Raw genomic sequence first — 18,461 nt, 5'->3', positions numbered from 1 at the left:
GCCCTATCCACGCCCGATATAGGGCATCGTAGTGGCCATGACAGTCATGAACTGGACGTTTGCCTCTGCAGGCAAAGACGCCATGTGCAGTACAGAACGTGCGGCATCGTCAACAGCCATCGTCGGGTCGGGCTGCTGCCCTCCCGCGATGGCGTTTTCAACCAGGTTTTGCACCATCTGTGTTCGCGCGTTGCCAATATCGATTTGACCACATGCGATACCAAAGGCGCGCCCGTCCAGTGATAGGCTGCGTGTCAGGCCTGTTATCGCGTGTTTCGTAGCGGTGTAATGGACCGAATTCGGACGCGGTACATGCGCGGCGATCGAACCGTTATTGATGATCCTTCCCCCTTGCGGGGCCTGATGCCGCATGATGCGAAAGGCTTCGCGCGCGCTCAGGAACATCCCGTTCAGGTTCACGCTGACGCTCTGGTACCAATCCTCCAACTGGATTTCGTCTATCGTGCCTCCGGGGGCAAAGATTCCGGCATTATTGAATAATACGTCAAGACGTCCCGCCTCATTCTGGAATGTCTCGAAAGCACCCGAAACAGCGGTGGGGTCGGTAACATCGGTCACCAAGGGGATCGCATTCTTGTGCCTTTCAGCCAATTTGCTCAGCACATCCGCGCTGCGCGCCAGCAGCCCAACCGCCCAGCCCTCGGCCAAAAACAGCTCGGCAGTTGCCCGTCCGATGCCTGAACTGGCGCCTGTGATGATGATGGATTTCATATCTCTTCGGCCTCCAGGGTCAGCGTCGCCGCCGGAGCCGCGCGCAAATCATCCACGCGCAGCGGATAAGTGGGCTTGGCCAGCCTGTTGCGCACCACCCAAATCAACCTTTCTTGCGCCCGCGTGATCGCAACATAAGCCAGACGTTTCCACAAAGGTTGCCCAGCCTCGGTTCGCCCCATCCGAGCAGCCGCATATACATCCGGAGCAAACACCTGTACCGTGTCCCACTGCGACCCCTGCGCCTTGTGAATGGTCACTGCTGCGCCATGCAAAAAGGTAGCCCCCATTCGCGCAGCAAATGGAATAAACGGTTCTTCCTCATCAGGCATTTCGATTTTGACAATCGACGCTGCGCTGACCTGCGGATCCTCGGCCCCCATCACATGCAGGCGCGAAAACCCCGGTTTTCGTCCTGGCCCCAGATAGATGACCTGAGCACCCTTGATTAGCCCGCGCGCCTCAAGATCCAGCCTTTTCTTGCGGTGCTTCAGCGGCAGTTCGATTCCATCGCAAATCAACGGCTCTCCCGCCAGAAGCTCGGTGTCGGGTGCAGCGTGAACATTGCGGAAGGCTTGAATCAAGCGAATTCGGGTGGCATTTCGCCAGACCAGAACCGGGCTGCGGGCCATCAGGTCAACTTCAACACGCTGCCCCCAAACAACTCGGTCATCCTGTCGGGCGGTCTGTTCGACGAGCCGTTCAAAATCCTCAAACCCCATCTGAGGGTCGGCCAGCGCATGCGCGAGGTCCAGGATCGGGTTGTCTGCCGTCTGCCGATGGACCCTGTGCAATACCTGCTTTCGCGGCTCGGGCAGCGTCTCGAATACCATGCTGCCGGACTGATTGACCGGGGCGAGCTGCGCCGGATCGCCAAAAAGCAACAGGGTCGGAAATATCTCTTTCAGGTCTTCGAACTGCCGGTCATCCAGCATTGAGGCCTCATCTACAAAGCCTATGTCCAGCGGCTCCTCCCGACGCTTCCAGCCGGTGATAAAGTCGGACCCACGAAGGCCTGCAGCGGCCAGCGCGCCGGGGATCGACTTGTTGTTCTGATAAAAAGCAGCGGCCCGGTCCAGGGCTTCGTCAGTCAACCCTTCAACCTCGGGGCGTTCATCGTTGCCCGCCAGCCATTCGGCAATGCGTTCATATTCCGGGTCATATACCGGCGTATAGAGGATGCGGTGGATCGTGGTCGCAGGCACACCCCGCAGGCGCAAAACACTGGCGGCCTTGTTCGTTGGCGCAAGAATGGCCAAGCTGCGTTTCTCGCGCGCTTTGCGGCTTTCGAAATCACCGGAAACAATCTGAAGACCCGCGTCAGCCAATGCTTTGTAAAGCTCTGCCAGCAGTAGCGTTTTCCCTGAACCCGCCTTGCCGATCACGGCCATCACCCCGGATTCGCCATTGCCGGGCATTTTCAGCAGGGCATCATCATCCAGGTCCACACCAGCAGATTTCAGCATCTCGGAAATGCTGTCATAGGCGGCGGCTTGATCGTCAGAAAAGGTTACTGTGGGTATAGACATGGCGCGACCCTACAGGGCCACGCCAGCTATCGCCAGATATGGAATTGGCTTTCAGACCCCGTCAGGCGGACAGGGCAAACCGGTGTTGCCGGACAGTGCCAAACGCGGCTTTGAACCACATCCTGGACAGCTCACGTGGGATGCCCGCCCGTTCAGCCACCCGATTGCAATCCTCGGGCGAATAGGGCCAGAGCCCAACCGAAATCTGATCACGCCCTTTCCCTTGTGACCCCAGAACGACTGGAGACGATCCGATCAGACGGTAGATCCGAATCATGCGCGCATCAAAGACGCCAGCAATATGGGTCAGCCCGAACCCTTCCATGATTTCGCCGCCACTCAGCATGATGGCACCGGCAGTATGGGCACTGGCCGTTCGGGACAGGCAGAACCGCGTCACCTCCCAGATCAGCGGGCTGTGGACAGGCTTACCTCCTGTCAGATGCCCAAACACCTCATTCACCATGACAGGTCCTGTCGTCGGCAAAACCCGCATCGACCCCCCATGACTGCCATCCTCTTCTTCCCAGATGACATAGAGCGGATTCAGGTCATCATACTGATCCCGCTCTTCTCCTTTTTCGTCCACGTGAACATCCCAGCCCAGCCGCGTTTTGAACTGATCCGCTCGATCCCGGAACATCCCTTGGGCCAAATTCGGAAACTTATGTAGTTCGTCGGCAAACAAATAGCGCAACATGACTTTTCCCCTTGTCGTCCCGTGCAGGAACGAAGGGGGTACAAAGTCGTGGTTAATTTCCCGTTTTTGGCGCGCACGCTTGTTAAACCACTATTAATCCACGGCTGAGTGCTGTTGCGATGGCATGGGTTGTGTTTTGCGCCCCAAGCTTGGCACGCGCACTTTCAATATAGACACGCAGCGTATGTTCCGAGATTGACAGTGAGTGCGCGACTTGAGCCCGGCTGTATCCAAGCGCCAGCAAGGTCATGGCATCCGTCTCACGAGGCGACAGGCCCCGGGTCGTATCCGGCTGCCTGTCGGTTTCGAACTCCAGAGCCTTTCGGTTAAAGTAATGCGCGATCAAAATCAGCTCGCGGCCATGGGCCTCGATGAAGGACTTCCATTTCTCATCATCACATGAGTGATTCACTGTGAATAAGGCAAACTGGCCGTTCGGCCCCCGGATGGGGATCGAATAACCCTGATTGCCAACTCCATGTTCAAGGGCATCTTGCAAAAAGGCTTTCGCCACTTTTCCAGACCAGTCCAGCAATTTCCAGTCAACCGGGTGGAACCGTTGGAAACACCCCAGGATCACCGGATCTATGCGGTGATAATTCCGCTCACGGTATCGCTCGGCCCAAGCGTCCGGGTAAGTTGTATAGCCGTATTGATCCCCGGCACCATCAACCCAATGATAGATAAGATGTTCAACCTGCAGCCGGTCGCGCAATCGAACGGCTACACCGCCCAACTCGTCAAGCGTGTTGGTGCTTTCCAAGTCCTCTAGGACCTGACTCATGTCGAGTTGTGTTCCCATTCGCGAGCGCCTGTGCCTTATCCTGCATGGACGCAATCTCGGCCGCTGCGATCAACTTGGTATCATCAAGCTGCTCGGCAAGTGCGGTCAAACCGTTTTCAACAGCGAAGGCGTTGAGGTCCGACAAAACGTCCAGTATCCACTCATTATGCGCCATCTAAAGTCTCTCCGAAACGGTTAACGAAGGGTTAACACAACCATAACATGTGAGATGATTTTAAGCCTATTCACTGGTTTCTACTCCCCAAAACTAGCGGGTCACGATTCTGTAACCCACTGTAATTATTTCCTTATGCCTCGAAATAGATACACCCGCGCTCGCTCGATGCGATTCGCGGGTGCTAATATTCTTTTTTTGGGGGCTCAGCCTTTTGCGTCTAGAACCTCTTCAAGCGTGCGCAAGCCCGTCTGCGGCGCCTGAACCAGAACCGACATGTTGCCTGGTTTATGCTCATTCCGCATCATCTTCATATGCGCGTCGGGCAATTCACCCCAGGCGAACACTTCGGACATGCAGGGATCCAGACGGCGTTCGACCATCAGTTGGTTCGCGGCAGCAGCCTGCTTGAGATGCGCAAAATGCGAACCTTGCAGGCGTTTCTGATGCATCCACATATAGCGAACGTCGAAAGTCAGGTTATAGCCTGTGGTACCGGCGCAGATCACAACCATACCACCTTTTTTCACGACAAAGGTCGACACCGGAAATGTGCTTTCGCCGGGATGTTCAAACACCATGTCGACATTCTTGCCTTTGCCGGTGATTTCCCAGATCGCCTTGCCGAATTTGCGCGCTTCTTTGAACCAGTCCGCATATTCCGGTGTGTTTACTGTGGGCAACTGACCCCAGCAGTTAAAGTCTTTGCGATTCAGCACGCCCTTGGCGCCCAGCCCCATAACAAAGTCACGCTTGCTTTCGTCCGAGATCACGCCGATTGCGTTGGCGCCTGCGGTATTGATCAGCTGGATCGCATAAGAGCCCAGACCGCCCGAGGCACCCCAGACCAGAACGTTCTGGCCCGGCTTCAGATCATGCGGCTCGTGCCCGAACAGCATCCGATACGCGGTCGCCAGCGTCAGAGTATAGCAAGCGCTTTCTTCCCAGGTCAGGTGCTTGGGGCGCGGCATCAACTGCTGGGCTTGAACATTGGTGAACTGTGCAAAAGACCCATCCGGCGTTTCATAACCCCAGATTCGCTGGCTGTCCGAATACATCGGATCGCCACCATTACAATGTTCGTCGTCGCCATCGTCCTGGTTGCAGTGAATGACAACCTCGTCGCCCACTTTCCAGCGCGTTACTTTCGAACCCACGGCCCATACGATCCCCGAAGCGTCAGAACCGGCGATATGATACGGGGCTTTGTGGCCGTCAAAGGGCGAGATCGGCTTGCCCAGGGATGCCCAGACGCCGTTATAGTTAACGCCCGCCGCCATCACCAGAACCAACACCTCGTGGCTGTCCAGCTCTGGTACGTCCACGACTTCCTGGACCATCGCAGTATCCGGTTCCCCGTGGCGTTCCTTACGGATTGCCCATGCATACATTTTCTTAGGCACAAACCCCATCGGAGGGATTTCACCCATTTCATAGAGGTCTTTTTCCGGCGCGTCGTAAGTTGCGATACCGCTGTCGGTGTCCAGAGCCATGTTGGCCTCCTTATTTCTCATTCCTGTTTGCCGCGATGCAGAAGCGCTTGCGTTGGATGATGAGATATTGGCCTGAAGGAAATAATGCAATAGATTTTGCATCATTTTTGTAATTTTATGACCCAGCGCCTGCAGAAACTTCTTTCGCTGCCGCAGCATCAGGCCAGCCGTCGCCAATCGGGGCTGAGGCTGCATAGTAGTCGAGCAGATCAACCCTTTGCCCGGATTGAGATATTTTCCCACCTTCTCGTTTCAGAATTCTGCGTTCGACCAGCTGATCCAAGGCAGCTGAAACCGCGGACTCATCCTGATCACCCAAAGTTCCGTCACGTTGCAAAAATCCGGTGATCAAGCTTTTAAGCTCGTCTTCGGGCATTTCTCCTTTGGTGCGAACCAGCCAGCACGCTGCAGGAACAGGCGCCTGCGGAATCGCTTCTTTGATCCGTTGCATGAGTTCGCGCGCGAGATCAGTCATCACATCGTCATGGGCGGTGCGGAATTCCTTCAATGAGATAGGGTGACCATATCGCACTCCAGCAAATCCAAACCGCTGGTAGCGACCGGTCAGACGCCTGCCTATCTGTTTCAACATCCACCCAGTTATAACCCCGATTCGGGCACGAAATTGCCTTTGATTGCCAAGTGCGGCCTTGGTCAGGATCGTATCTTCAAGAACCCGGTCATAGTTTAGCGCAACGGGAACAAACACCACATCCGCCCCATCCACCCTGGCACCATCGATTATGTATTTCAAAAGCCCCAGCTTGGGGCGTGCCATGGCCCCCGTCAGGCTCAGCCCGCCTTCAGGGAACATGGCCTGTGTAACACCGGCATCGGTGGCATGCCGGACATAGCAGGCCAATACCTGACGATAGAGTTCGCTGCCGGACTTGCGGCGAATAAAATAGGCCCCCATCGCACGAATCAACCGACTGAGCGGCCAAACACGCGCCCATTCGCCAACAGCATAAGACAAAGCCGATTGCTGGGCCGCCAGATAGGTGACCAGCACATAATCCATGTTGCTGCGGTGGTTCATCACAAAAACAACTGTCGCATTTGGATCAATATCTTTCAGGGCATCTTCATCCTGATAACTAAGCCGTACATCATAAAAGGCGTTGCTCAGAATCCGCGCCAACCGGATGGCGATACTGAAATAGGCAACGGCGGAAAAAGAAGGCACGATCTCGCGCGCATACCGCTGGGCCTGCTCAAAGGCGACCGCTTCGGGAATGCCTTCTTCACGTGCGTGCTGCTGCACGGCCTGCCCTACCTGAGGATCATAGATCAGACGTTGAATCATATCGTGGCGTCGGGCCAGCTTGAACGGCTGTATCGGGCGCTGCAGGCGCGTGTTCAGGCGTTTGACCGCGCGCTCCAACCTACGGCGAAAAAACCACCGCACTGACGGAAACAGAAAATGCGAGGCCAGTGTGACCGCGGCGAATACCAGGATCAACAAAAACAGCCAAAGCGGAAGTTCCACGGTCTGTGTCATAAATGCACCCTGCCACCAATCGCTGCATCCCACAATCGGCACAACCGGAAATGCCGCGGCGCAGCGAATTGACATGTCCCGAAAATTGCGCTTTAGAACCCATGAACGTAATTTTCTTGCCCACCCGCAATACGAGGCCCAGTTATGACGCAGACGCAGAAAGATCGCCCCTGGCTCATCCGAACCTATGCCGGTCATTCCACCGCCAAAGCGTCCAACGCGCTGTATCGCGGGAATCTGGCCAAGGGTCAGACGGGTCTGTCAGTGGCCTTCGATCTGCCGACGCAAACCGGCTATGACAGCGATCACACGCTGGCACGCGGCGAGGTTGGTAAAGTGGGTGTGCCGATCAGCCATCTGGGCGACATGCGGGTTTTGTTCGACCAGATCCCGTTGGAACAGATGAACACGTCGATGACGATAAACGCCACGGCTCCTTGGTTGCTGGCGCTCTATATTGCGGTTGCCGAGGAACAGGGCGCTGATGTCTCTAAACTGCAGGGCACGGTTCAGAACGATCTGATTAAGGAATACCTGAGCCGCGGAACGTATGTCTGCCCGCCGAAACCGTCGCTGAAGATGATCGCCGACGTGGCCGAGTATTGCTATACCAACGTGCCAAAATGGAACCCGATGAACGTCTGTTCCTATCACCTGCAAGAGGCTGGCGCGACGCCCGAGCAGGAACTGTCCTACGCCTTGGCAACAGCGATTGCAGTTCTGGATGAGTTGCGCCCACGGGTACCGGCCGAGGATTTTCCGGCGCTGTGTGGCCGGATTTCGTTCTTTGTGAACGCCGGCATACGGTTTGTTACCGAAATGTGCAAAATGCGGGCTTTTGTCGACCTTTGGGATGAGATTTTGCAACAACGCTATGGCGTTGAGGATCCCAAATTCCGCCGCTTTCGCTATGGCGTTCAGGTAAACTCGCTGGGTCTGACCGAGCAGCAGCCTGAAAACAATGTCTACCGCATCCTGATTGAGATGCTGGCCGTAACACTGTCGAAAAGGGCCCGCGCCCGTGCGGTGCAATTGCCCGCCTGGAACGAGGCGCTGGGATTGCCGCGGCCCTGGGATCAGCAATGGTCGATGCGGATGCAGCAGATTCTGGCCTATGAGACCGACCTGTTGGAATATGGCGATCTGTTTGATGGCAACCCGGCTGTTGATGCCAAGGTTGAAGAGTTGAAAGAAGGCGCGCGTGCGGAGCTGGCAAACCTGGATTCGATGGGCGGCGCTGTCGCTTCGATCGAATACATGAAGTCACGCCTGGTGGATTCGAACGCAGAGCGCCTCAACCGGATCGAGCGCAACGAGACCATTGTGGTCGGCGTGAACAAATGGACCGAGGGCGAGCCCTCACCCCTGGAAACCGAAGACGGCGGCATCATGGTCGTTGATCCGGCAGTAGAGCAGGAACAGATCAACCGCCTGAACGAATGGCGCACCGAACGGGATGGCGCGGCAGTTGCAGCAGCGCTGGCCGCTTTGCGTGAGGCCGCACAATCCGGTGCGAATGTAATGGAGCCGTCAATCGTCGCCGCCAAGGCTGGCGTCACCACCGGCGAATGGGCCGAAGAGATGCGCAAAGTCTATGGCACATATCGCGGCCCGACCGGCGTTTCCGGCTCGGTCTCAAACAAAACCGAAGGGCTGGAGGACTTGCGCTCGGCCGTTGACGCGGTCAGCGACAAGCTTGGACGTCGCCTGAAATTCCTGGTCGGGAAACCCGGTCTGGACGGCCATTCAAATGGCGCTGAACAGATCGCCTTCCGCGCCCGCGATTGCGGCATGGACATCAGCTATGACGGCATCCGTCTGACACCCGAGGAAATTGTGGCCGCCGCAATCGAGGACAAAGCCCATGTGATCGGCCTGTCAATTCTGTCCGGCAGTCACATTCCGTTGGTTCAGGACGTTCTGAACCGTCTGCGCGAGGCGGGCCTGAACGATGTTCCTGTTGTTGTCGGTGGCATTATCCCAGATGACGATGCTGAAAAACTCAAAGCGATGGGTGTGGCCAAAATCTACACGCCAAAAAACTTCGAGTTGAATGCAATCATGGGCGACATAGTTTCCTTGGTTGATCCGCAAAACCTGGCCGCTGAATAACCGCCGATTTGCCACCCATTTTCCCCGTATCTATCGCCTTCGCAAAAGGGATAGATAATGGATACTTTTAGAACTACGGTGACTCTTCGGGGACATTGTAATTCGGTAACATCAGGGGAATGTAAATGGGAATGAATCTCGAAAAGATGACGCGCAATGAACTGTTGGAATTGCGTGCCAATGTAGATGTGGCGCTGAAAGCAGCCGAAAGACGTGATAGGAAAGAGGCTTTGAAAGCTGCTCAGAAAGCCGCAGCGGAATTTGGGTTTTCCCTTTCCGAACTTTCTGATGGGTCCTCGAAATCTCTTAAGATTTCGAAAACAAAAGCAAAATACCGAAATCCATCCAACCACGATCAAACCTGGTCGGGGCGCGGTCGCAAGCCGCATTGGGTACACGAAGCTTTGAAAGCCGGAGCGGATATTTCGGATATGGAAATCTGAATGGAATTGATAACGAAATGACGATTCATATAGGCGCCGAAAAAGGCGAAATCGCTGAAACAGTTCTTTTACCCGGTGATCCTTACCGGGCAAAATGGGCGGCAGAAACTTTTCTGGATAACGCCAAACTGGTGAATGACGTGCGTGGCATGTTGGGCTTCACCGGAACCTGGAAAGGTAATCCGGTCACGATTCAAGGCAGCGGTATGGGAATGCCCTCGCTGTCAATTTACGTGAATGAATTGATCCGCGATTTTGGCGCCAGAACTTTGATCCGTATTGGGTCATGTGGCGGGATGCAGGACAGTTTGAACATTCGTGATGTCATTTTGGCGATGACTTCGACCACGCTCAGCACGCCGTCTCGGGGGATCATGAAAGAGCTCAACTTTGCACCTTGCGCGGATTGGAGCCTGTTGCAGGCCGCCTTTGAGGCTGCGGCAAACAAAGGAACACCAACTCATGTTGGCGGGATTTATTCCTCGGATGTGTTCTACGATGAACGTCCCGATCTGAACGAACAGATGGTGCGTCACGGCATTCTGGGCGTCGAAATGGAAGCCGCCGAACTTTACATCCTGGCCGCGCGCCACAAGTGCCGGGCCCTTGCCGTGCTGACTGTTTCCGACCACTTGCTGACAGGAGAAGCTCTGCCATCGTCCGAACGTGAAAGCAGCTTTGGCGACATGGTTGAGATCGCACTTCAGGCGGCGTTTCCAAAGGCTTAGCAAACGGGTTGGGGCAGGGTCGACCCTGTCCCGCATCGGCTATCCACCGGTCGATCCCTTTAAACACTGCTTGGGACTTTCCGCCCCATCGGTCTGAGCACCGCAAAACGAGCAGACCCATTGCCCTTCTTTTCGGTGCTGGCGCCAGCGGCATTCACGTGTCAGTGACGAAGTGCGGGCGCGCCACAGAAAATAGGCGAATACGGCGGCAGCAAGAAGCAGAAGAATAACAGGCATTCTCCTGCTTTGCTGATCAGTCGGTTGTTTTCAAGCCCTGCAATCGCAGATCAGGCAGCATTTGCGTATTCGAACAGCTCTGGCATCCGCTCTGAAGTGGGGATTACCGTTTCTGGCGTATAATAGGCCCATGCCTGTTCCAGAAATTCCAGGGCTTCGGCGGCATCAGCGGAATTGGTTTTGGTTCTCATCGGAGTGATCCCATTGTGACATAATCACTCCTCCCTGAGCCGAACATAGGACAGGCTGCAGGCGTTCACACCACATATTCTTGCAAATGGGAATTGCACCTGCCGCAACACAGCAGGCACATGGATCAAGTCCGCCTCACACCGTGCGTTCGACCATCAACTTTTTGATCTCGGCGATTGCCTTTGCGGGGTTCAGACCCTTCGGGCAGGTTTTGGCGCAGTTCATGATCGTGTGGCAACGATACAGCTTGAACGGATCTTCCAACTCATCCAGGCGCTCACCCGTTGCCTCATCTCGACTGTCAATGATCCAACGATATGCATGCAGCAGAGCCGCCGGGCCAAGATAGCGGTCGCCATTCCACCAATAACTTGGGCACGAGGTCGAGCAGCTGGCACACATCACACATTCATAAAGACCATCCAGCTTTTTGCGGTCTTCAATGGATTGCTTCCACTCTTTCGCAGGCCGGTTGGTCTTGGTTTCTAGCCAGGGCATGATGCTTGCGTGCTGGGCATAGAAATGGGTCAGGTCCGGAATCAGGTCCTTGACCACAGGCATATGGGGCAAAGGATAGATTTTCACATCGCCCTTGATCTCATCCATGCCATAGATGCAGGCCAGCGTGTTGATCCCGTCGATATTCATCGCACAGGACCCACAAATGCCCTCGCGACAAGACCGGCGGAAGGTCAAGGTTGGGTCGATCTCATTCTTGATCTTGATCAGCGCATCCAAAATCATCGGACCGCAGCTGTCCATATCGACGAAATAGGTATCCACCCGGGGATTTTGACCGTCGTCAGGATTCCAGCGATAGATCTGGAACTTGCGCACATTCGTCGCGCCCTCTGGCTTGGGCCATGTCTTTCCGGTGGTAATCCGAGAATTTTTTGGCAGGGTGAGTTGTACCATTTCCGACCTCGCTAAATTCCCGTGTATAGATACACGCTGCAAGTGCGAAAGCCAACCATTTAGCCTTGAAAACAGTCAATAAAGATGGGTGATTTCACCTTTACATTGAGCTTATGTGCGTGGAGTCTGCACCCGAGAAAGCAAAAGCTGAGTGCCGTATGCAGACACGAGTATTGAATATTCCCTACGGCACCAAAAACCCCTACCAAAACATGATGTACAGCGCATGCGAGCCAGAGTTTTCTCTAGCTGCAATGAAACAGCTGAACTTTGCAGAGATTGCGAAACCAGAGTTTCAGACCGAACACGGAATCCTGCATATCCAATGGGATGACAGGCTGTTTCCGATCAAGGATGGTGAAGATCCCGCGAACAACGCTCTGTTTCAAGATGCCGTGTCGGGACTTGAGCTGTATAAATCAAACGGTGGTCGCGTCATCTGGACCATTCACAATCGCGCCGCGCATTCAGCGCGTGAGGGCAACGATGGGTTTCACGCGGCGCGACGCAAGTTGGCAGAGCTGGTCGATATGATCCATGTCCATACCCCAAACGCGCGACAACATATGATCGCCCAATATGACGCGGAACCGAATAAGATTTGCCTGATCCCTCACCCAAGCTATCTAGGCGTTTATGAAAGCGCTGAAATCACGCTTGCGCGCCTGATGCAACCACGCGATCAGACCCATTTTTTGACCTTTGGCGCGATGCGCGGAAACCGCGAGTTGGACCGGCTTCATTTCGCCATCCGGAAGCTAACCAACAGGGGTTTCGACTTTCATATGTCAGTGGTAGGCCGAGTCTTCCGGCCCAGTCGGCGATTGGTACGACGGCTGGACGCCATTTCAAACGTAACCGTGATAGGCGAACGCGTAGAAGATGAGGCTATTCCGAGTGTTTTTTCCCAAGCTCACGCCTATGTTTTGCCATCTACACAAACCTTCACCTCTGGAACCGCAATGCTTGCCATGACCTTCGGCTTGCCAGTTGTCGCTCCGGACATTGAACCCCACCGGCAGACGACCCCGGAATCCTGTCATGATCTACTGTATCCGGCACAAAACCCTCGAGGACTGATCCGCATGATGATGAAGGTGATGGAAATGTCCGATTCAGAACTCGCTGAAAAACGTAGGGCGTGCTTCGAATTCGCTCAGGAACGCGCGCCAGAGCGGATCAGCCGCAAGTTGGCCGAAGCGCTTACGGTTCTAAGAAATGGATAATCTTTTCAGCGCCCGCATTTCTGCTTTGTACGATCTTCTGGATTTGAGCAGTTTTGTACGCATTGCCGATATTGGCGCCAATCCAATGCGCCATGACGCCCCTTACCGTGATTTGCTAAAGAACGACCTCTGCAATGTCGTCGGTTTTGAACCTCAGGAAGACACGATGAAAGAGGTCGTCCGCAATAAAGGTGCAAATGAAGAGTATTTCAACTTTGCAGTCGGAGACGGCAAACCGGCCTTGTTGAATATCTACAAGGGCTCGGGCTTGACATCCTTGCTGAAAATAAGGGAAAAAACACTTCTTTACCTACGTGGCCTACGCAATGCTGCAAGGCAAATTGGCAGTATGGAGATGCAAACCCAGCGGCTGGATGATATCGCAGGTTTGGGTCCAGTGGATTTTCTGAAAATTGACATTCAGGGTGCCGAACTTTCGGTGTTTACCTCGGCGGAAAACACGCTGAAAAATGTCGCCGCCATACAGACCGAAGTATCGTTTTTTCCATTGTACGAGAATCAGCCAGGTTTTGGCGAGGTTGACACATTTCTCAGAAAATTGGGGTTTTTGCCCCATAGTTTTGCGCATATCGAGAACAGGCTGGTCGTATCGAAATGGTCGGGAGTTCTTTCGGACTTTGAATCGACACAAATGCTGGACGGGGACATTATCTATCTCAGGGACTTGTCTGATCCTGCAGAGCTGAACAGCCAGATACTAAAGCGACTGGCAATTCTAACCGAAGGTGTTTTTGGGTTCACAGATGTCAGCCTGAAAATTCTCGACATATTGGCACAGCGTCAGGAAATCTCTGAAGCCGATGTGAATCAGTACATTGAAACATTCATCTCGCCATAGCCGATTGGCTAAGTACAGATATTACTGACCCATAGAATTTGAGCAGTCCGGTGGTTGGTCGCGGACTGCCCAATCACATCAGAAAGTCCGCGCCTTGGGCGCGATTTTCTTCAGACTGATTCCGCCTTCTGCTTCGGTGCTCAGCGGATCGACGATCACCGGGCGATAGCTGAGGTTCACTTTATTACCATCCACGCGGGACACCGTGTGAACGCGCCAGTTTTTGTCGTCGCGTTCGCTGAAATCCTCATGCGCATGGGCACCACGGCTTTCCTTACGCGCTTCGGCACCGACGATGGTGGCCAGCGCACTTGGCATCAGGTTGGTCAGTTCCAGCGTTTCCATCAGATCGCTGTTCCAGACCAACGAGCGGTCGGTGACTTTCAGGTCGTCCATCTTGGCGGCAATCGCCGTCATCTTTTCAACACCTTCGGCCATGGTTTTGGCGGTGCGGAATACGGCCGCGTCAGCCTGCATGGTCTTTTGCATCTCAAGCCGCAGATCGGCGGTCGGGATCGCTCCGCTGGCGTTACGGACGGTGTCAAAGCGATCAAAGGCTTTGTCGACCGACCCCTGGTTCAGAACCGGGTTGGCGCTATCGGCATCCACAACCTTGCCGGCCCGGATCGCCGCCGCGCGGCCAAAGACCACCAGATCGATCAGCGAGTTTGAGCCCAAACGGTTCGCCCCATGGACCGAGGCGCAGCCAGCCTCACCCACAGCCATCAGGCCCGGGACCACGGCGGTTGGGTCCTTGGCGGTAGGGTTCAGAACCTCACCCCAATAGTTGGTCGGGATACCGCCCATGTTGTAGTGCACGGTCGGCAGAACCGGGATCGGCTCTTTGGTCACGTCCACACCGGCGAAGATCTTGGCGCTTTCGGAAATACCCGGCAGACGCTCGGCCAAAGCCTCGGCAGGCAAGTGGCTAAGGTTCAGGTGGATGTGGTCGCCCTCTGCACCCACACCGCGCCCTTCGCGGATTTCCATAGTCATTGAGCGCGAGACATAGTCGCGCGGTGCCAGGTCTTTGTACTGAGGCGCATAGCGCTCCATGAACCGTTCGCCTTCGGAATTGGTCAGGTACCCGCCCTCACCCCGCGCACCTTCGGTGATCAGACAGCCCGAGCCGTAGATGCCGGTCGGGTGAAATTGAACGAACTCCATATCCTGCAGCGCCAGACCCGCGCGGGCCACCATACCGCCACCGTCACCGGTGCAGGTATGGGCCGAAGTGGCGCTGAAATACGCCCGGCCATAGCCGCCGGTCGCCAGCACCACCATCTTGGCGTTGAAGACATGCATGGTGCCATCGTCCAGCTTCCAGCAGACGACACCCTGACACTGTCCGTCGTCGGACATGATCAGGTCGATGGCGAAATATTCGATGTAGAACTCAGCATTGTTTTTCAACGACTGACCATAGAGCGTGTGCAGGATTGCGTGGCCGGTCCGGTCAGCAGCGGCACAGGTCCGCTGAACCGCGGGGCCTTCACCAAATTCGGTGGTGTGGCCGCCAAAGGGACGCTGATAAATCTTGCCTTCCTCGGTCCGGCTGAAGGGCACACCGTAATGCTCTAGCTCATAGACCGCCTTGGGTGCCTCACGTGCGAGGTATTCCATCGCGTCGGTGTCGCCCAGCCAGTCCGAGCCCTTGACCGTGTCGTACATATGCCACTGCCAGTGGTCAGGACCCATATTCGACAGCGACGCCGCGATGCCGCCCTGCGCGGCAACCGTGTGTGAGCGGGTCGGGAACACCTTGGTCACGCATGCCGTACGCAGACCCTGTTCCGCCATACCCAGCGTTGCGCGAAGACCTGCACCACCTGCGCCTACGACAACGACGTCGTATTCGTGGGTTTCGTATTCATATGCTGCTGTCATTGTTCTTATTCCTTACCGCGCATCATCACAGGGCGAGTTTCACCAGGGCGAACAGCCCCGCAACCATCAGCGTGTAGCCAAACGCCCACATCGCAACCAGCGTCACTTTTTCGGCGACACCATGGATATAGTCTTCGATGGCCTCCTGCGCTTCGTACATCAGCTGCAACAGGGCAACGATCAGTGTCAGCGCGCATACGATCGCCGGGAAGGGGCGACTGAAATAAGCCAGAACCTCTTCGTAGGTTCCGCCCAGACCGGCACCAAATGTGAAGATGAAGAGAGGAATCAGAACGGTCAGGATCATGGCCCGGACCATTGTGTTCCAATGTGTTTGGGTTCCGGATTTGCCCGCTCCCAGACCCTCGGCGCGTTTACGGTCAGTCAGGTATCGCATCGAACGTCTCCTTAAACCACAAGAACGGTGATGATGGTCAGGATCGTGGCACCAACGAACATGCCCCATCCCAGCTTTTCAGAGAGATCAACATCCAGGCAGTAGCCGAAATCCCAAAAGACATGACGCAAGCGGCCCAATGTGTGGTACCACAAACCCCAGGCCGCTCCGGTCATGACAAGATCACCGAACCAGCTGCGCAGAAATCCGTCTATGCCTGCAAAGGCCGCCTCAGAGGTTGCCGCCGCCAACAGCCACCACACCACAAGTGCTGCGATTGCGAACACGGCCAATCCAGTCATCCGAACCATGATCGATGACAGAGACGTCATCTGTGGGCGGTAGATGCGGATATGCGGTGAGAGCGGGCGGTTGCCCCGATTTACATCGCTCATGGCGGCTCCTTTTCGGTTGGCTTCCGAAGGTTTTACTGGTTTTTGCGACACTGTCACGTGCTGCAGCTGCAAAAAAGCTCAGAATTCGCGCAAAATGACAGATTAAGCGATAAAGTGATCACACAAAATATTCTTGTGATCACAAATCAAATAAGACGAAACAGATGTTAGCGCCTGCAGCTCCGAATCCCTGCCACACTTATTTCAGACCGGCCGTTTGCTGGGTCACTTCCCGCAACAGTTTCTTTCGGATGCGGGCCGGATAATCCTCGAACCCGGCCGCCGAAACGACAAACGCTCCCTCACCTACAATGACGTTCTCAAAGAAATAGGCCGTCAAGTCGGGTTCGCTTTCCTCGATGGCGATGGCATTTACCGTGACACCTTTCCCACGCAACACATCGTGAATCTCGGACGGTTCAACCCCTTCGTTGGAAACCCCATCACCCGAAATATCAATCAGGTGCCGTTTGCATTCGGTTACCTCGCTGAAACTGGACATTGTGGTCTCAAGCGCCTCACCGATTGCAGTCGAAAAATTGCGCCAGACTCTGGCATCCGCAGCCACCTGTCTGGCGAAGCTATCTATGGCTTCAAAGCTATCCATATGTGTCCAGGGGATCGTCACCTTCTGACGAGAGGCTCCGGTCCATTGGACCAGCATCAACCGCGCATTCCCGCGCACCAGCGCCTCGGAGACGATGGGGTCACGCAATCCAGCGGCCAGGCCGTCCATTTGTATGCGGTATTCGTTCGAATCCACCGATCCCGAGACATCAACGGCCAGAGCCAAAGCAAGATCACACGCCTCGGCGGTCGGGGCCAGAAAGAAACAGGCGACGAAAGAGCGAAGCAGAGACATGGTTGCAGCCTAGCACGAATATTGCAGGCTGCGTTCAAATGAATGTGGGGTCAGACTGGCATCAAAGCCCAGTAGTCGAGGTCCAACAGAACGTTGGGCAGATATCGGCCATCGTCATTTTTCAACTCGAATGGCTCTCCACCCTTCGTGGCGACCAGCCGCAACCGGACCGCCCCAACGCCGGGGATGCCAGTTTCGGCTTTGTCCAGCACCTCAGACCAGGCCTTAATGGTATAGCCTGAGAAGCAAGGGTTGGCATGGGCGCCACCGTTCAACCCGACGATCATCTGCGCATTTGCCAATCCATTGAACGACAGGGTCCGCGCCATCGAGATCACGTGCCCGCCATAGATCAGACGGCCTTCGGGGCGGAAGGTCAGATCGAAATGAACCTTGGCAGTGTTCTGCCAAAGCCGCGTGGCCAGCATATGCTCGGCTTCTTCCACCGTGACGCCGTCCACATGATCAATCTTTTCACCAATCGCGTAATCGCCCCACCGATGCGCTTCACCGGCCTGAACAAATTCATAGGAGGAAAAGTTCAGCCCTTGTGGCACTACCAGATCCTGAGGCTCCAGCGCCTGTTTCAACTCGGGCACCACCGTGTCCGGGGCGGGCGCGTCAGGGTTCGATTTGCGCACCATCACCCAGCGGACATACTCAATAACCACCTCATCGCGCTGGTTCAGGCCACGGGTTCGCACCCACACCACACCGGTTTTTCCGTTCGAGTTCTGCTTGACCCCAATCACTTCGGATTCCGACCGCAGCGTATCGCCGGGATAAACCGGCTTCAGCCAACGCCCCTCAGCATAGCCCAGATTGGCCACTGCATTCAGCGATACATCAGGGACAGTCTTGCCAAACACCACGTGAAACGCCGCCAGATCATCAATCGGGCTTTGCGGCAGGCCACAATTCCGGGCGAACTCATCCGAGGAATACAGAGCATGACGCGCCGGATAGAGCGCATGATACAACGCCCGTTCGCCATCGGTCACGGTGCGAGGCACCGCGTGGTGCAGCACTTGCCCTACAGAATAATCCTCGAAGAAACGGCCCGGATTGGTCTTTGCCATTATTGCTGTCCCAGTTTCATTTCAGGGGAATAGTCGGCCGCAACCTCTTTGGTCACGGCCTGCGCACAACGCATCACGTTGTTTGCAGTGTCAAAGGCATAGGACGGGTCGCCATACAGCTCCCACCCTTTTGCCAGCGCGTCCGACACTTTGTGACAGAAGGCTGCGGTGTCTTCCTCGGTCAGCAGACGATAGAGTGTTGCCATGTTGTCAAA

The 18,461-nt window shown here is 55.3% G+C and carries 20 protein-coding genes; 5 read left to right on the top strand and 15 right to left on the bottom strand.

The genetic code is table 11. The features are described 5' to 3' along the window. Window positions 1-3: 3 nt before the first annotated feature. The 6 genes from AC2FFB_RS06400 to AC2FFB_RS06375 all read right to left on the bottom strand — a co-directional run bounded on the left by AC2FFB_RS06400 (window position 4) and on the right by AC2FFB_RS06375 (window position 6,914). Window positions 4-732 carry an SDR family oxidoreductase gene (locus AC2FFB_RS06400; protein WP_496751735.1) on the bottom strand — a complete coding sequence of 243 codons (729 nt, stop codon included), beginning with the start codon at window positions 730-732 and terminating at the stop codon, window positions 4-6. Next, window positions 729-2,261 (bottom strand): ATP-dependent DNA helicase, encoded by a 1,533-nt coding sequence (locus AC2FFB_RS06395; RefSeq protein WP_496712139.1) that lies wholly within the window; start codon window positions 2,259-2,261, stop codon window positions 729-731. Before AC2FFB_RS06395 ends, AC2FFB_RS06400 begins: the two co-directional genes overlap by 4 nt. Before the next feature lie 61 nt (window positions 2,262-2,322). Continuing rightward, complete coding sequence (locus AC2FFB_RS06390) at window positions 2,323-2,961, bottom strand: acyl-homoserine-lactone synthase (protein ID WP_142635523.1); 639 nt, start codon at window positions 2,959-2,961, stop codon at window positions 2,323-2,325. An 82-nt stretch (window positions 2,962-3,043) separates the two neighbouring features. Continuing rightward, entirely contained in the window at window positions 3,044-3,763 is a 720-nt protein-coding gene (locus AC2FFB_RS06385; RefSeq protein ID WP_496874672.1) for a helix-turn-helix transcriptional regulator, read from the bottom strand. Between the two features lie 363 nt (window positions 3,764-4,126). After that, complete coding sequence (gene ccrA / locus AC2FFB_RS06380) at window positions 4,127-5,413, bottom strand: crotonyl-CoA carboxylase/reductase (RefSeq protein ID WP_142635517.1); 1,287 nt, start codon at window positions 5,411-5,413, stop codon at window positions 4,127-4,129. A gap of 115 nt (window positions 5,414-5,528) precedes the next feature. Continuing rightward, window positions 5,529-6,914 carry a 1-acyl-sn-glycerol-3-phosphate acyltransferase gene (locus tag AC2FFB_RS06375; protein WP_142635515.1) on the bottom strand — a complete coding sequence of 462 codons (1,386 nt, stop codon included), beginning with the start codon at window positions 6,912-6,914 and terminating at the stop codon, window positions 5,529-5,531. A 129-nt stretch (window positions 6,915-7,043) separates the two neighbouring features. Here AC2FFB_RS06375 and AC2FFB_RS06370 point away from each other — a divergent pair, with 129 nt between their 5' ends. The 3 genes from AC2FFB_RS06370 (at window position 7,044) to deoD (ending at window position 10,197) form a co-directional block, all read left to right on the top strand. Further along, window positions 7,044-9,026 carry a protein meaA gene (locus AC2FFB_RS06370; protein WP_281995289.1) on the top strand — a complete coding sequence of 661 codons (1,983 nt, stop codon included), beginning with the start codon at window positions 7,044-7,046 and terminating at the stop codon, window positions 9,024-9,026. Window positions 9,027-9,151: 125 nt separating this feature from the next. Continuing rightward, complete coding sequence (locus AC2FFB_RS06365) at window positions 9,152-9,469, top strand: H-NS histone family protein (protein WP_281995213.1); 318 nt, start codon at window positions 9,152-9,154, stop codon at window positions 9,467-9,469. 17 nt (window positions 9,470-9,486) lie between these two features. Then, window positions 9,487-10,197, top strand: coding sequence for a purine-nucleoside phosphorylase (gene deoD, locus AC2FFB_RS06360; protein WP_496693583.1), 711 nt, complete (start codon window positions 9,487-9,489; stop codon window positions 10,195-10,197). A 39-nt stretch (window positions 10,198-10,236) separates the two neighbouring features. Here deoD and AC2FFB_RS06355 read toward each other — a convergent pair whose 3' ends face one another. The 3 genes from AC2FFB_RS06355 to AC2FFB_RS06345 all read right to left on the bottom strand — a co-directional run bounded on the left by AC2FFB_RS06355 (window position 10,237) and on the right by AC2FFB_RS06345 (window position 11,541). Next, window positions 10,237-10,434 (bottom strand): hypothetical protein, encoded by a 198-nt coding sequence (locus AC2FFB_RS06355; protein WP_496693582.1) that lies wholly within the window; start codon window positions 10,432-10,434, stop codon window positions 10,237-10,239. A gap of 50 nt (window positions 10,435-10,484) precedes the next feature. Beyond that, window positions 10,485-10,625 carry a hypothetical protein gene (locus AC2FFB_RS06350; RefSeq protein WP_496693581.1) on the bottom strand — a complete coding sequence of 47 codons (141 nt, stop codon included), beginning with the start codon at window positions 10,623-10,625 and terminating at the stop codon, window positions 10,485-10,487. 136 nt (window positions 10,626-10,761) lie between these two features. Beyond that, window positions 10,762-11,541: a succinate dehydrogenase iron-sulfur subunit gene (locus AC2FFB_RS06345; RefSeq protein ID WP_496693580.1), complete on the bottom strand. Its 780-nt coding sequence runs from the start codon at window positions 11,539-11,541 to the stop codon at window positions 10,762-10,764. A 254-nt stretch (window positions 11,542-11,795) separates the two neighbouring features. Between AC2FFB_RS06345 and AC2FFB_RS06340 the strand changes: the two genes are divergently transcribed. Both AC2FFB_RS06340 and AC2FFB_RS06335 read left to right on the top strand, forming a co-directional pair. Further along, window positions 11,796-12,767, top strand: a complete 972-nt coding sequence (locus AC2FFB_RS06340; protein ID WP_496693579.1) for a glycosyltransferase family 4 protein — start codon at window positions 11,796-11,798, stop codon at window positions 12,765-12,767. Beyond that, window positions 12,760-13,626: an FkbM family methyltransferase gene (locus AC2FFB_RS06335; protein WP_496693578.1), complete on the top strand. Its 867-nt coding sequence runs from the start codon at window positions 12,760-12,762 to the stop codon at window positions 13,624-13,626. Before AC2FFB_RS06340 ends, AC2FFB_RS06335 begins: the two co-directional genes overlap by 8 nt. A gap of 78 nt (window positions 13,627-13,704) precedes the next feature. Here the strand turns inward: AC2FFB_RS06335 and sdhA are convergent, their stop codons facing one another. The 6 genes from sdhA to AC2FFB_RS06305 all read right to left on the bottom strand — a co-directional run bounded on the left by sdhA (window position 13,705) and on the right by AC2FFB_RS06305 (window position 18,452). Further along, the gene (sdhA, locus tag AC2FFB_RS06330) at window positions 13,705-15,513 is read right to left on the bottom strand and encodes a succinate dehydrogenase flavoprotein subunit (protein WP_142635500.1); all 1,809 of its coding nucleotides are present in this window, start codon (window positions 15,511-15,513) and stop codon (window positions 13,705-13,707) included. Window positions 15,514-15,538: 25 nt separating this feature from the next. Further along, entirely contained in the window at window positions 15,539-15,910 is a 372-nt protein-coding gene (locus AC2FFB_RS06325) for a succinate dehydrogenase, hydrophobic membrane anchor protein (RefSeq protein WP_142635498.1), read from the bottom strand. Between the two features lie 11 nt (window positions 15,911-15,921). Continuing rightward, the gene (gene sdhC, locus AC2FFB_RS06320) at window positions 15,922-16,305 is read right to left on the bottom strand and encodes a succinate dehydrogenase, cytochrome b556 subunit (RefSeq protein ID WP_142635496.1); all 384 of its coding nucleotides are present in this window, start codon (window positions 16,303-16,305) and stop codon (window positions 15,922-15,924) included. A gap of 199 nt (window positions 16,306-16,504) precedes the next feature. Further along, a complete protein-coding gene (locus tag AC2FFB_RS06315) occupies window positions 16,505-17,167 on the bottom strand; it encodes a DUF1194 domain-containing protein (protein WP_142635494.1) in 663 nt (220 codons plus the stop codon). 50 nt (window positions 17,168-17,217) lie between these two features. Then, window positions 17,218-18,246 carry a MaoC family dehydratase gene (locus AC2FFB_RS06310; RefSeq protein WP_142635492.1) on the bottom strand — a complete coding sequence of 343 codons (1,029 nt, stop codon included), beginning with the start codon at window positions 18,244-18,246 and terminating at the stop codon, window positions 17,218-17,220. After that, complete coding sequence (locus tag AC2FFB_RS06305; RefSeq protein WP_281972543.1) at window positions 18,246-18,452, bottom strand: DUF1737 domain-containing protein; 207 nt, start codon at window positions 18,450-18,452, stop codon at window positions 18,246-18,248. Before AC2FFB_RS06305 ends, AC2FFB_RS06310 begins: the two co-directional genes overlap by 1 nt. Between the last annotated feature and the right edge of the window lie 9 nt (window positions 18,453-18,461).

Source organism: Ruegeria sp. YTSA219 (genome assembly GCF_059609985.1).
Note: the sequence above shows the minus strand (reverse complement) of the source record. Positions and strands in the feature narration are given on the sequence as shown.